At 43.9% G+C, this 14,176-nt stretch carries 15 protein-coding genes; 7 read left to right on the forward strand and 8 right to left on the reverse strand.

The window, feature by feature from the left end:
- Positions 1 to 54 precede the first annotated feature (54 nt).
- Both ACRC53_RS01730 and ubiT read right to left on the reverse strand, forming a co-directional pair.
- Positions 55 to 564, reverse strand: a complete 510-nt coding sequence (locus ACRC53_RS01730; protein ID WP_438641848.1) for a GNAT family N-acetyltransferase — start codon at positions 562 to 564, stop codon at positions 55 to 57.
- Complete coding sequence (gene ubiT / locus ACRC53_RS01735; protein WP_438641849.1) at positions 558 to 1,091, reverse strand: ubiquinone anaerobic biosynthesis accessory factor UbiT; 534 nt, start codon at positions 1,089 to 1,091, stop codon at positions 558 to 560. The genes ACRC53_RS01730 and ubiT overlap by 7 nt, the downstream gene beginning before the upstream one ends.
- A gap of 353 nt (positions 1,092 to 1,444) precedes the next feature.
- On the opposite strand from ubiT, the gene ACRC53_RS01740 reads away from it, so the two are divergent.
- From ACRC53_RS01740 to ACRC53_RS01750, 3 genes are all read left to right on the forward strand, one after another.
- Positions 1,445 to 3,469, forward strand: a complete 2,025-nt coding sequence (locus ACRC53_RS01740; protein ID WP_438641850.1) for a sensor domain-containing protein — start codon at positions 1,445 to 1,447, stop codon at positions 3,467 to 3,469.
- Between the two features lie 220 nt (positions 3,470 to 3,689).
- A complete protein-coding gene (gene ubiU / locus ACRC53_RS01745; RefSeq protein ID WP_438641851.1) occupies positions 3,690 to 4,703 on the forward strand; it encodes a ubiquinone anaerobic biosynthesis protein UbiU in 1,014 nt (337 codons plus the stop codon).
- Between the two features lie 14 nt (positions 4,704 to 4,717).
- Positions 4,718 to 5,596, forward strand: coding sequence for a U32 family peptidase (locus tag ACRC53_RS01750; protein ID WP_438641852.1), 879 nt, complete (start codon positions 4,718 to 4,720; stop codon positions 5,594 to 5,596).
- A gap of 264 nt (positions 5,597 to 5,860) precedes the next feature.
- Here ACRC53_RS01750 and ACRC53_RS01755 read toward each other — a convergent pair whose 3' ends face one another.
- From ACRC53_RS01755 to rraB, 4 genes are all read right to left on the reverse strand, one after another.
- Positions 5,861 to 5,974 (reverse strand): inverse autotransporter beta domain-containing protein, encoded by a 114-nt coding sequence (locus ACRC53_RS01755; protein ID WP_438641853.1) that lies wholly within the window; start codon positions 5,972 to 5,974, stop codon positions 5,861 to 5,863.
- On the reverse strand, positions 5,967 to 6,452 hold the full coding sequence (locus ACRC53_RS01760; RefSeq protein ID WP_438641854.1) for an inverse autotransporter beta domain-containing protein: 486 nt from the start codon (positions 6,450 to 6,452) through the stop codon (positions 5,967 to 5,969). The genes ACRC53_RS01755 and ACRC53_RS01760 overlap by 8 nt, the downstream gene beginning before the upstream one ends.
- Positions 6,453 to 6,481: 29 nt before the next feature.
- On the reverse strand, positions 6,482 to 6,703 hold the full coding sequence (locus ACRC53_RS01765; protein WP_438641855.1) for a LysM peptidoglycan-binding domain-containing protein: 222 nt from the start codon (positions 6,701 to 6,703) through the stop codon (positions 6,482 to 6,484).
- Positions 6,704 to 7,390: 687 nt separating this feature from the next.
- Positions 7,391 to 7,816 (reverse strand): ribonuclease E inhibitor RraB, encoded by a 426-nt coding sequence (gene rraB / locus ACRC53_RS01770; protein ID WP_438641856.1) that lies wholly within the window; start codon positions 7,814 to 7,816, stop codon positions 7,391 to 7,393.
- Positions 7,817 to 8,003: 187 nt separating this feature from the next.
- Between rraB and argF the strand changes: the two genes are divergently transcribed.
- From argF to ridA, 4 genes are all read left to right on the forward strand, one after another.
- A complete protein-coding gene (argF, locus tag ACRC53_RS01775; protein ID WP_438641857.1) occupies positions 8,004 to 9,008 on the forward strand; it encodes an ornithine carbamoyltransferase in 1,005 nt (334 codons plus the stop codon).
- A 446-nt stretch (positions 9,009 to 9,454) separates the two neighbouring features.
- Entirely contained in the window at positions 9,455 to 10,381 is a 927-nt protein-coding gene (gene pyrB, locus ACRC53_RS01780; protein WP_438641858.1) for an aspartate carbamoyltransferase, read from the forward strand.
- Positions 10,382 to 10,503: 122 nt separating this feature from the next.
- Positions 10,504 to 10,968: an aspartate carbamoyltransferase regulatory subunit gene (gene pyrI / locus ACRC53_RS01785; protein WP_438641859.1), complete on the forward strand. Its 465-nt coding sequence runs from the start codon at positions 10,504 to 10,506 to the stop codon at positions 10,966 to 10,968.
- A 105-nt stretch (positions 10,969 to 11,073) separates the two neighbouring features.
- The gene (gene ridA, locus ACRC53_RS01790; RefSeq protein ID WP_438641860.1) at positions 11,074 to 11,463 is read left to right on the forward strand and encodes a 2-iminobutanoate/2-iminopropanoate deaminase; all 390 of its coding nucleotides are present in this window, start codon (positions 11,074 to 11,076) and stop codon (positions 11,461 to 11,463) included.
- Positions 11,464 to 11,738: 275 nt separating this feature from the next.
- On the opposite strand, the gene ftsP is transcribed toward ridA, so the two are convergent.
- Both ftsP and ACRC53_RS01800 read right to left on the reverse strand, forming a co-directional pair.
- Positions 11,739 to 13,163: a cell division protein FtsP gene (ftsP, locus tag ACRC53_RS01795; protein WP_438641861.1), complete on the reverse strand. Its 1,425-nt coding sequence runs from the start codon at positions 13,161 to 13,163 to the stop codon at positions 11,739 to 11,741.
- Positions 13,164 to 13,339: 176 nt separating this feature from the next.
- Complete coding sequence (locus ACRC53_RS01800; RefSeq protein WP_438641862.1) at positions 13,340 to 14,068, reverse strand: 1-acylglycerol-3-phosphate O-acyltransferase; 729 nt, start codon at positions 14,066 to 14,068, stop codon at positions 13,340 to 13,342.
- Positions 14,069 to 14,176: the final 108 nt, after the last annotated feature.

A 14,176-nucleotide genomic window follows, 5' to 3' on the forward strand; every position in this document is an offset into this window, starting at 1 on the left:
TCTGTCGCCCGATATTTATGTCAAGATATGTAAACTTTATGCAAAGTATTAATATTACAGCTGATTAAATGGCTCGGCATAGGTAACTTGTGTAATAACCAGATCGTCTGGCTGATTAAAACTGTCAAGTTTGAGCAATTGAAAAGCGTGCTGATACTCACCCCATGGGCAAGGCAGTTGTGCTACGGTGGTCGGATGAAAACCAAAACGCTGATAATAAGCGGGATCACCAAGCACAACCACTGCTTCATAACCAAATTCATTGAGGCTATTAAGCCCCTCTTTTATCAATGCTTGGCCAATACCTTGACGCTGATAAGCGGAATCCACCACCACGGGTGCGAGCGCAACCCAATGATAATCATCACCATTAAGCAGTAAGCGGCTAAACGCAATATAACCAATGCATTGCCCGCTCTCATCAACAGCAACCAATGACAGTGTTAGTTGCCCATTCTCACGCAGCTGATTGACTAAATTAGCTTCTGCTGGGCTAGGAAAGGTACGAGATAACAGCGCCGTAATTTGTGGCGCATCAACGGGTATTTCAACTCGAATCAGCATGATGTTATTACCTGTTTCGTTGCATGGCTTTTTGCCAATGCATCTTGAGCCTGCCCGCGCTGAATAAACTGAGCCAGATGTTGCAGTGCCATTTGCAAAGGGGTTGGCATTTGTGTCATATCCATTGCATCGAGCAGATTTTTCACATACAGCCCCAGTTCGGTATCCCCTTCAATCACTAAGCGACGCTGAAAAAATAGGGTGTCGGGGTCTTCACAACGGGCTGCAATTAAGATCAAATCATTGGTTTTACCACGAAAAGTGACATCGGCCTCAGCATGCGGAGCAACCACCAAGCGATTACCCTGTACACTGATAAACCAGACCAGATTCAGATCTTCAATATCGACTTTTAACCAGCGCGACTGTAAAAACTCCAGTTCGCCATCTTCCATTGCCTGATTAAACATCCAACCAAGCAGTTGTTCAAGGGCATGCTTTTGCACCCCAAATGGCACCCACTGTAACGGGATTCGTAAAAAACGGGGCGCATCATTAACTAAGCGTGCAGGTAATTGCGTCAGCACCTTGACCTCTCTGTGGTTTGTTTCGAGACAGTTAACCTTAACATTTGCATTATCGCCTCTATGCGTCGCGATTTCCCGATAAAAATATGCTCGTTAAAGTCTATGGCCGATTTTATCGCAGACAAACTCATCGCATAGCGGTCTGTATCAATAAAATTGAAATTTCGCACTGTGTCACGAATATGACATTTAGAATCTTCCTTATCTGCAAATCACATATTAATTTATTCCACAATGAGCCGTTAACCTACCGACAATAAGTAATAAAAACGATAAAAAAATCGGGGTAATCCCTCTTTTTTCAGCGCGTAAAACTTAACATTGCCCATATTTTGGCCATTGGGGATATCTGAATGCCGCTTTCAACGTTAACAGCTCATGTCACTATGCTGACTCAGCACAGTTCATTTATGTTTGCTGTTTTCGATTTACAGCTTCATATTCAAATGGTTAATCATCAGTTTTGTACTGTATTAGGGAAAGATACTTCGGAACTGGTCTCACAACCCCTAGCACACGTGCTCTCTCCAGCACTGTTTCAGTATATGACTCCTTATTTTGTCCGCGCAGGAAAAGGGGAGGCCGTCTATGGTGAGATCATGTCATCAGAAGGGGTATCCCCCTACAGTTACCATTTTTGTATCACCCCTATTATCAATACTGAGAGACAACACCAAGGGTATTTGCTGCAAGGCTGTGATATCACTGAGCGCCACCGCTTGCTCGATACCTTGCAAGAGACACAGCGTTACTGCCACCATTTAACGGCAATGCTCGATGATGGAGTCTGTATCCTTGAAGAGGGCACGATTATCTCGGCGAACGAGTCAGCGGCTAATATACTTGGCGTAGCTAACGCAGCGGCGCTACTTTCCCACCCTCTGCACGATTTTTTGCGTGATCCGCACTCTGGCCATATTCCTGACAATTTACATATCACTTTTCAGCAGTGCCAAACCGTAGCATTGAATACGGCCCCACGTATTGGCCCACGTAGACGCTTAAGCTTACAAGCTGCCAACATTATGCAGATGGGCAACCCTGCTCAATTGGTTATGCTGCGCGCCGAAACGCGGCTAAAAGATGAACAACAACAGCGCGATCCGCTTACCGGTTTGCTCAATCGCCACAGTACGTTGCGCCAATTACAAAGTTTAATTCGCCACAATACGCCGCTCTCAATGCTCTATCTAGACTTAGATAATTTCAAAAGTATAAATGATTCACTTGGCCATCATATTGGCGATAAAGTGCTGATCGAGATTGCCGGGCGTTTACGTAACCATCTGCCAGAGAATGCGATTCTTGGCTATTTTGGTGGCGATGAATTTGGCATTATTTTATCCAATACCACACAAGAGTCGGCCAAACAGTATGGCAATAGCTTGATCCGTGCCATTCAACACCCTCTTGATCTGCAACAGATTCGTAAGCAGCTCTCATGTTCCATTGGTTGTGTCAGCTTTCCAACTGATGGCAGTCAAGCGCACCACTTGCTGCAACATGCTGATACCGCTATGTATGATGCTAAAGCACAAGGGCGTAATCGGCTGGCCTGTTATCAGCCGCAGATGAACCGTGAAGCGCGCTTGCGCTTGTGGCTAGAAGTTGAGTTGCAAAAAGCACTGACTCGTAATGAGCTGGATATCTACTTCCAGCCGAAAGTGAATACCCGCGATTTTCGCATTATCGGTATGGAAGCACTGGTGCGCTGGAAACACCACAGTGAGGGCTTTATCAGCCCAGCTCGCTTTATCCCTGTGGCTGAAAAAGGGGGGTTAATTGACTGGCTTGGGCGCGTAGTCATGGAAAAAGTGTTTGCTACTCTGCAACGCTGGCTGATGCAAGGGTTAAACCCCGGTTTGGTTTCCATTAACTTATCCCCCCGACAGTTTGCCAATCCGGGCTTGTTTAATGAAGTGCTGACACTGCAACAACGTTATCAGATCCCCCCACAGCGTATTATTCTTGAGATCACTGAAAACGCGGTGATGACCGATCAAGCCCATGCCGCTAAACTGCTCAATGATTTCCAACAACACGGTTTTATTCTTTCCATTGATGATTTTGGTACGGGTTACTCTTCACTCGCTTATCTGGCCAATTTTCCGTTTGATGAGCTGAAAATTGATCGCAGTTTTATCCACGATATTTTGCATAATCCGAAACAACTGGCGATTGTTGAAAGTATTATTAATCTGGGAAAGTCGCTCAATATGCATGTCATTATGGAAGGGGTTGAAACGCATGAAGAGGCCACGCTGATTGCCGGATTAAATTGTGATGGTATTCAAGGCTATCACTTCTTCCAGCCTATGCCAGAGGTGCAAATCGTACAGTTATTGCAGCCTACATTAAAAATTTGTTCGGTTGGGTAATCATAAAAACAACAAGGCGTTACATCATCTGTCATGCAAAACTCAAGGCTCATATGCATGTGGTCGCTAATCATCGTGGCGTTATTTATCGGGCCTAGGTTGTCTAACCCTGCATTATTTTGAGTAAATTGTCTCAATTACTGTTAAATATCAATATTGTGTGAGGATAAAGCCCTTAGGATCAAGACTTTGTCTTTTTCATCAATAGGACATCGCTCACATGGAATTGCTTTGCCCCGCGGGTAATCTTCCAGCCCTCAAAGCGGCAGTCGATAATGGCGCAGATGCTGTGTATATCGGCTTCAAGGACGACACCAACGCCCGCCATTTTGCAGGTCTGAACTTTACTGAAAAAAAACTCGAAGAGGCTGTTGCCTATATCCGCCGCCATCAGCGTAAACTGCACGTGGCCATCAACACCTTTGCTCACCCCGACGGGTTTGTCCGCTGGCAGCGCGCGGTCGATACCGCCGCACAACTGGGGGCCGATACCCTGATTTTGGCTGATATTGCCATGTTAGAATATGCGGCCGAACGCTATCCGCACATTGAGCGGCATGTTTCAGTGCAAGCCTCGGCCACTAACAGTGAGGCCATTCGCTTTTACGAGCAAAATTTTGCCGTTTCACGCATTGTTCTGCCGCGCGTACTCTCTATCCATCAAGTTAAACAACTCGCACGCAACAGCAGTGTGCCGCTGGAAGTATTCGCCTTTGGCAGCCTGTGCATTATGGCCGAAGGGCGCTGCTATCTCTCTTCATACCTAACTGGTGAATCCCCCAACACCGTTGGTGCATGCTCACCTGCCCGTTTTGTGCGCTGGCAGCAAACCCCTAAAGGGCTAGAGTGCCGCTTAAATGATGTGCTGATAGACAGCTACGCCGACAACGAACATGCCGGCTACCCGACCCTCTGCAAAGGGCGCTACCGCTGTGATAACACCCATCAGGAAAAAAGTGCGCTCTACCATGCGCTAGAAGAGCCCACTAGCCTCAACACCCTTAGCCTATTGCCTGAGCTGTTTGCTGCCGGTATCGCCTCGGTAAAAATTGAGGGCCGCCAGCGCAGCCCAGCCTATGTCAGCCAAATCACCAAAGTCTGGCGACAAGCCATTGATACCTATCAGGCCGATCCGCAAAACTTCACCGCCCAACCGCAGTGGATGCAGGCACTTGATGCGGTATCTGAAGGCCGCCAGACCACCCTCGGTGCGTATCACCGCAAATGGCAATAAAGGGAGCTCCACATATGAAATATGCATTAGGGCCGGTACTCTACTTCTGGCCAAAAGCACAAATGGAAGCCTTTTACACTGCCGCCCAACACGCCGATGCCGACATTGTTTACCTCGGTGAAACCGTCTGTAGCAAGCGGCGTGAGCTGAAGGTGCAAGACTGGTTTGCACTGGCACGAGAGTTAGCCAGCAGCGGCAAACAGGTGGTGCTCTCAACCATGGCACTGCTCGAAGCGCCCTCTGAAATAACCCAGATGCGCCGTCTGATAGATAACGGCGAGTTTTTAATCGAGGCCAATGATCTGGCCGGTGTGACCTTGGCAGCCGAAAAAAAACTGCCCTTTGTCGCCGGCCCAGCATTGAACTGCTACAACGCACATACCCTGAAAATTTTGCACCGCCAAGGCATGAACCGCTGGTGTATGCCGGTTGAGCTTTCACGTGATTGGCTGCAAAACCTGCTCGAACAGTGCCGTGATATCGGGCTGCAAGATAAGTTTGAAGTGGAAGTATTCAGTTACGGCTACCTGCCGCTGGCGTACTCCGCCCGCTGCTTTACCGCACGTGCCGAAGACCTGCCAAAAGATGAGTGCGCCACCTGCTGTATCAAATACCCGAATGGCCGCGTGCTCTACTCACAAGAAGAGCAAAAAGTCTTTACATTAAACGGGATACAAACCCAGAGCGGTTACTGTTACAACCTTGGCAATGAGCTTAATGCCATGCAAGGGCTGGTGGATATTGTCCGCCTCTCCCCTCTGGGGTTAGAGACGCTTGATATGCTGCGCCGTTTTCGCGCTAATGAACAAGGGCAACAACCACTGCATCTAGAAGCCGAGCACGACTGTAACGGCTACTGGAAAAAAGTGGCGGGGTTGGTGTTGAGTGAGTAGCGTGGGTTAATAGGGTTAATGCGTAACCTAACTAATTGTAAGATAAAACAATATGTATAATTGATAGTTGTTATCTCTCTTTACACTCAACATATTATTTTAAAGCAACACGCTTTTTGGAATACCGCGCTAACCACAAAAACTGTGCCCATTTTAGGGCATAAAAAAAGCCCGCATTCGCGGGCTTTTTTTATCAGATGTTACCGTTATAACGATTTATAACAGTTAACTAAAAGTTTTAGTGCTTCTGGATTAGTGCCGATGTTACTCAAGTACAATGTTGTTGTTACGATCAACCAAGTCATAGCGATTACCCGCCAATGAGCGATAGTGAGCCATAGACGCACCATCAAGCTGTTTATCCCAGCTCTCACCCAAACGACAGTTTTAAAAAGTCACGCCAATATTCAGCACCAACACCAACACGGGTGTGGCCTGCTTCAATTTCATGATCTAAAAACAGGTTATAACCCAACATGTCTTTATCTTCAGCATTGAAGTGACGCTGACCTAAACCGGCATTGACAGTGGTTCGATCTTCTTTATGGCGTAAACCTAACTGAGTAAATGAGAAAATCTCTGGCGTATCTTTTAAACTGACCAATAAATCAGCTTCAGAGTCCGTCAGATTAAAGTCATCATCAACATTAATGTTAACGCGCGCAGTACCGTACTGCTTTAACCACTCTTCAACTGACTGGTTCGTTTTTGATAATGCCGCCGAACGCAAGCTGCTTTCCACAGAGCCTGTTGCTAAAATGGTTGCTGCATCTGCAATCAGTTGTTCTGTATCGCGCTCCATTTTCACAGCAATACTGTGCGCAGGCTTACGTTCACCTAAACGTAAATCAGGCACTAATAAGCTATCGCCAATTTGCAGTGAGTCTAATGACTTATTTTTATACGCCTCACTGTTAAGTTTTTTAACTCTTCTAGCGTTAAACCAAATTGTTTGGAAATAGATGTGGCGGTATCACCCAATTGCACTTGATAAACAACCAGTGAATCAGTACGTGATTTTGTTTCAGTAATAGCCGCATATACTGCCGGTGATAGGCTTAATGAAATAGACAGCAGTGCTTGCACCGCTATATTTTCCCACGCCATTAAGGTAACCGCACGATTAGGAGTTGTCGTTAACTTCGTTGTTTTCATAATAAGAGTAATGAGAGCCTAGAAAATAGATAATCGCCACAAAATAAACCCGAAAATATAAAAGAATTTATTTAAAAAGGCTTTTAACACCATTATTTATCGGAGTTATTCCACATTCCATTTTAAAAAGTCATGAAGAAATAAAGCGTATTTTTATAGGAGTGATGTGTTGCTTGCTTAACTATGAAGTGATTATGTCAAAACAATTAAAATTGTTACAGGAAATTAATCAAATACTGACTTTCAGTTAATGGATAGGTGTTGCTCTTATTAAATCAAATAATAATTAATTAAAAATAAAACACTAAAATCAAAATGTTAAATATAAATATGCATTAAGATAAGCTTATGAAATGGAATGAAATAAATAATATTTCAAATACAATCAAAACAGACTCAACAGAGCAATTTATTGTCATAAATAAATGACATTACTCCTTTTATTTTCTGACTGTAATAGAGCCATTAATCATTATTTTCATTATGTTTAACAGCACATGACTTAGCGTTGTTTACAGCACTCTATAACAACACACTGTTTTTTAGGTATAAAAAAAACCGCCGACAATGTAAATTAACGGCGGTTTTAGAATGTATTGATTATTTGTGTAATCTTATTTTTAACGCAAGAAACTCTAATTAATGACGGGTTGGCGTTGTATCCTCAGTCTCTTCATCATCATCATCAAAATCCTCGTCATCTTCAGCATCAGGATCTTCAAAATAGGTGCCCCAACCATCATAGTTCACACCACATTTCTCAGCCAGTTTCACCAGTTGCTCGACTTGCGCATCAATCAACTCTGCTTTTAATGGCACTTCACAGCTCATATCACAGCAAACAAGAATCGAGCCGTCTTCTACTTCTAGCTCTTCAGCATCGCTCACTTCATAGCTCATTTTAAATGCTTCAACAGCGGCTTTTTCTAAATCTTCGAACTGCTCGGCAGAGAAATGGTGTTCTATGGTATACAGTGCCTCTGGATCACTCCCATCTTCCAACAGTTCACTGATAATCAGTCGAGTTTCTTCCTGCTGGGCTTCTAGAAATTCACGGTTTGACATATAGCCTCCAGAGAGTTGAATTATTCCTGTGTATTGTCACACACTCACACGACACTCACCACCGCTGTTTTATTAATTAACATAAATGCCACACATGGCTTGATAATGCATGAAAACTCAAATAAATTGAATATAAAATCAAATCAAGCCGCTTGTTAATCATGGATATGCGAACAGGGATGCATTTATGGCTTTTAACTTACGTCACAAAAACCTACTGAAACTCTCTGATTTTACGCCAAAAGAGATCCACTATCTTCTTGATCTTGCCAGTGAGTTAAAAAAAGCAAAATACGCCGGTTATGAGCAACCGCGCTTACGCGGCAAAAATATTGCACTCATTTTTGAGAAAACCTCAACAAGAACCCGTTGTGCATTTGAAGTGGCTGCATTCGATCAAGGTGCACATGTTACCTACTTAGGCCCATCGGGTTCACAAATGGGTGAAAAAGAGTCAATTGCTGATACAGCTCGTGTACTAGGACGTATGTACGATGGTATTCAGTATCGCGGATTTGCCCAACATACCGTGGAAACACTCGCCCAATATGCAGGCGTACCGGTTTGGAATGGTTTAACCGACAGTTTTCACCCCACCCAAATTCTTGCTGATTTTCTGACAATGCTCGAACACGGGCAAGGCAAATTGCTCACCGAGATGAAATTGGCCTATTTAGGTGATGCCCGCAATAATATGGGTAATTCTCTGCTTGAAGGTGCTGCGTTAATGGGTCTTGATTTGCGCTTAGTAGCACCGAAAACCTACTGGCCAGAAGAGGCTCTGGTGACACAATGTCAGGCAATTGCAAAACATACCGGTGCCAAGCTGACCTTAACCGAAGAGATAGCCAAAGGTGTACAAGGAGTAGACTTTGTCTATACCGATGTTTGGGTTTCTATGGGCGAACCTGAAAGCGTCTGGGCAGAGCGAATCTCGGCACTCAAACCTTATCAGATTAATATGAATACCCTTAAGCTGACCGGCAACCCACAGGTCAAATTTATGCACTGCTTGCCGGCTTATCATGATACGCAAACGGCGATTGGAAAGAAAATTAGCGCACAATACGGTATGGCAGGGTTAGAAGTTACTGACGAGGTTTTTGAATCAGTGCACTCCATTGTTTTTGATGAAGCTGAAAACCGTATGCACACCATTAAAGCGGTGATGGTTGCAACACTTGGTACGTGAAAAGCGCCTTACAACATCATCGTGTCATCCTATATATAAGGTATTTCGTAAAAAATAAATTTCATTTTTCATCTTACGTATAACAATAAATATTGTTAAAAATGAGACAGTACGCAAACGATCAACCGCTTGATATGTATACCCCTGCACACATCTTGCAGGTAAAAGTAAATAACGTATAATTCGCGCAATTCATTTTATACTGCATATGACAGGACATCGCCACCCATGCAACGATTTTGCGTAACACAGTACCAAAGCACCACAACTATCGTGGCAACCGATGTCTATCCGATCATATACGTGGTAAAAAAAGCCCCTTTATGAAGGGGCTTTTTTTCGTCAACATCTTGTACTACTTGAGCAAAAAGCGAGCACCACGCAATACTGTGCAAACTTGCAGCATATCACCCTATTCACCTCGACCGGATGCAGAGGATCGTACCATGGCTAACCCGCTCTATCGCAAACACATCCTATCCATTTCTGAATTTACCCGCGAAGAACTCGAATTAGTGGTAGATGCCGCTGCACAGCTCAAAGCTCATCCGCAGCCTGACGCACTCAAACGTAAAGTCATTGCCAGTTGTTTTTTTGAAGCCTCAACACGCACACGTTTATCATTTGAAACCGCCATTCAGCGTTTAGGTGGTGATGTGATTGGTTTTTCTGATAGCAACAACACTTCACTGGGTAAAAAAGGTGAAAGTTTATCTGACTCTATTCGCGTTATTAGCAACTATGTTGATGCTATTGTAATGCGACACCCGCAAGAAGGGGCAGCCCGTTTAGCCTCTGAGTTCTCTAACGGTATTCCCGTGTTCAATGCCGGTGATGGTGCAAATCAGCACCCAAGCCAAACGTTACTCGATCTGTTTACGATTCGTGAAACACAAGGGCGGTTAGATAATATTACTATCGCCATGGTTGGTGACTTAAAATATGGCCGCACAGTACATTCACTGACACAAGCATTGGCCAAATTTAAGGCTAACCGTTTCTACTTTATTGCACCCGATGCACTGGCGATGCCCGATTATATTCTTGAAGAGCTCGATAGCTTAGGGATTACCTACAGCGTGCACCCAAGTATTGAAGAGGTGATGCCGTTTATTGATATTTTATATATGACTCGCATACAAAAAGAGCGTTTTGACCCCTCAGAATATGCGAATTTAAAATCACAATTTGTACTCACAGCCGCTGAACTACACGAAGCAAAAAGTACGATGAAAATTCTACATCCATTACCACGTATTGATGAAATTACGGTTGATGTTGATGCCACACCACATGCGTACTACTTCCAGCAAGCAGATAACGGGGTATATGCCAGACAAGCCCTATTAGCGTTGGTACTCAATGCCGATTAAGTTATTAGCAAAGTAAAGAATGCCGATCTGATTTGGCAATAACACAGACCTGATGAGTCTATTTGCACGCAAAACGGCACATACACATTGTTATCGAATACAAAGATAAGGAGCTGTGATTTATGGATCGCGAAAATAAACTTCAAGTTGAAGCGATTAAAAACGGTACGGTCATCGATCATATTCCCGCCCAAATTGGTATTAAGATCTTAAGTTTGTTTAAGTTTTCTCAAACTCGTCAGCGGATCACCGTGGGTTTAAATTTACCCTCTGCGGCACTTGGCCAAAAAGATTTGATCAAAATTGAAAATATTTTTCTAACAGAGGATCAAGCCAACCAGTTAGCGATCTATGCACCCGATGCTAGTGTGAATCAAATTGAAAACTACCAAGTTGTGCGTAAATTAAAACCAACACTGCCTGAGTTTATTGAGCGGGTACTGAGCTGCCCAAACAGTAATTGTATTAGCCACAGTGAACCGATTAACTCCGGCTTTAGTGTCCGCAAGCAGCAGAACCATATCCTGTTAAAGTGTAAATATTGCGAAAAAGTGTTCGCCAGTGATGTTGTTACCGAACAATCGTAATGTGAACATCGCAACACACCTGATCTTACACAAGAAATTGGGTTTCACAGACAACAGCCTTTATACTGACAAACATATTGTTGGTATACTGAAAAAGGAAAACAGATGAGCCACGTTATCAATACAGCAAAAGCCCCTGCCGCCATTGGCCCGTATGTACAAGGTGTTGATCTGGGCAGCATGATCCTGACCTCTGGCCAGATCCCTGTTAACCCAGCAACCGGTGAAATTCCTGAAGATATTGCAGCGCAAGCTCGTCAATCATTAGAAAATGTGCGTGCTATCGTTGAAGCTGGCAGCTTACGTGTTGCTGACATTGTCAAAATGACGGTATTTGTCAAAGATCTTAATGACTTCGCTACTGTAAACAGCGTTTACGAGGCATTCTTTGTTGAGCACAATGCCACATTTCCCGCTCGCTCATGCGTGGAAGTTGCACGTTTGCCAAAAGATGTGAAAATTGAAATTGAAGCTATTGCACTGCGTCGTAGTTAAGCACTGTGTTTACATACCGTGTATGCGCTAAGTAGGCTATTTACTTAATCTGTCATTAGCGTTGTAGCCTTGTTTTGCAAGGTTACTGACTATGTGGTGAACAGATAAGCTAAAGTGAAAACACAATTTACAGTGTGTGCTGAGCATATTGAGATAACGCATATAGCATTAACTAAAAACGCCACATGTTCAGGAATGCTGAATATGTGGCGTTTTTAATGATTTATCCGTTTATTTTTTAGCTTACAGAGCACTTATCATACTTAATACTGAACTTACACTGTACTAACCACTAATTGCCCCATACAACCTGCATCAGCTAACTCAAGAATACCACTGCGGTACCGGAAAGGATTTTTAACGGTCGAAGGTTGATCAAAACGAACAACTAGCTCAACCTCTTTCTCAACCCACACAGTATCCTTCCAACCCATATCTTCCGCTTTTGGCGGTAATCCGTTCACTGATTGAATCCTAAAGGCAGCACCGTGCAAGGTAAAGGGTTGTGGTGTCAATGTACTTACGATCCAACGCTCAACTGCGCCTAAACGTGTAGTAATATCGACCCGATTAGCATCCCACAGCGCACCATTGATCCCTGGGTTTTTAGCATCACCTAAACGCAATGTGCGTGTGCGCTCAATATTTGTCAGGCCAAAATCGTCTGATGGTAAGGCTGCAGGCAGTTTATCTGTCATCAATGGTAATAGGCCTTCTGGTTTTAAAGTTAAAACCAGTGAAGAGACTAATGTCGAAGAGTCCTCAAAAAAGCCTTTAACACGCTCAATCATACTAGCTGCTTGACCTGCGGTTAATGACACCTCATTACCATTGGTTAAATCAATCAACACTTCTCGACGCTCACCGGGAGCGAGTGTAAATTGCGCGACACTCACCGGTGCAGGCAATAACCCCGCATCCCCTGCAATCACTTGCATCGGACGGCCATCACTCAATTGCAGTGTTAAATGGCGTGCGTTTGATGCGTTAACCAAACGCAAACGTACCCAACCGCGCGAGACCTCAATAAACGGTGATTGCACACCGTTAACCAGCAAAATATTACCTAAAAACCCGCTTTCATCAGGCTCATATTTGGGATCACCAAAAGCATTAAAACGTTTATCTTGTAAAATTAACGGCAGATCATCTACACCATAATGTTTAGGCAGATGCAGATCACGGGAGTGATCGTCGTCAACTAACCATAATCCGGCTAAACCACGATAAACTTGCGGTGCCATTTTCCCTATTGTATCTGCATGATACCAGCATGTTGAGGCCACTTGCCGAATAGGCAAAATCGGTGCCCACTCTTTTTTAGGGGCCATTAGCCACGCATTACCACCATCAAGAATACCCGGTACGCGTAAACCCTGCACACACATGGAAACCGCTTCATCCAACCGATTACTGTAGATCAGTTTGATATTGTCACCACGGCGAACTCGCACCGTGGGCCCAAGATAACGGCCATTAACTCCCCACACTAAAGAGGCCATCGTGCCATTAAAAGCCCACTGTGTAGATTGCAAAGTCAAAAAGAGTGGTCGCCCATGGCGATACTCTAATAAGGGCGGAATAGGCAGCCGTTGGCCACCCACGTCTGACTCTGCTTGCACTTTTAATGCAGGGTAGGCCGCACCTACACACAAGGTTGCCCCTGTAAGCTGCAAAAAACGTCGACGGCTGACAGACATCTTTCTCTCCGAATCTAAAAACGGTTTACACAGTAAAATCATTAATGAGCATTATAAATGTGCGTATACCCGATGCATCAAATGCTCATCAATGACTAAAGAACCTGTATAAATACAGGAAAACAACCTTGAATTAACAAAAAATATTGTAGATTTCGCTCATACTAAAATATGCGTTAAGGCAATTGACGAGCTGCTACCTCAGCATTTAACTGCGAAATTTTTTCTGCCATTAATTGATGACAATGGTCGGCTAACTCACGCACATTTTCACGGCTATAACCGGTAGTATCAATCGGAGGTAGCATTTCAACAATAACCTCGCCATTATTCCAACGATGTAAACTGACTTTATTTGTCTGCTCTGAGGCACAAATTAAAACAACAGGCACACCTGCTGCAATGGCAGCATGAAATGCGCCAGTTTTAAACGGTAATAACCCGCGGCCACGGCTGCGAGTACCTTCAGGAAACATCCACACAGAAATACTGCGATTTTTTATTTTTTCGACAATTTGCGCGATAGTATCGTGCGCTTTTGAGCGATTTTTCCGGTCAATTAAAATATTACCGGTTAACCAATATAATTGGCCAAAAAACGGTATCCACAACAAACTTTTTTTCCCGACAGTCACCGTACGCGGCATCACCATGCCTGATACAGTAACCATATCGTAATTATTTTGGTGGTTAGCAATATAAATACAGTTACCAAATTGATCAGCATTATCAGCAAAACGCCGTTCAACGCGTAACCCCAAAATACGATCGAGCTTACTAAACAAGCGCCCAAAAGTATAAACATGGCGCGGATTACGTGGGCTAAACAAACAATATAAGCTGCCGCCAATGGAGACTACCAAGGCATACAGCACGACAATAAGGGTACGGAAAACAACAAGCATAATCACCTCAAGTTCACAGCTGTAAGCTAGTATACTCAGTTCGACAAAAAACTCACCGCGGAACTGATCGGTTTCTCATAACTTGTGGCTAAAAAGTGTATGCAGGTA

The sequence above is a fragment of the Plesiomonas sp. genome (assembly GCF_051652165.1).
Classification (GTDB): domain Bacteria; phylum Pseudomonadota; class Gammaproteobacteria; order Enterobacterales; family CAMTGL01; genus Plesiomonas.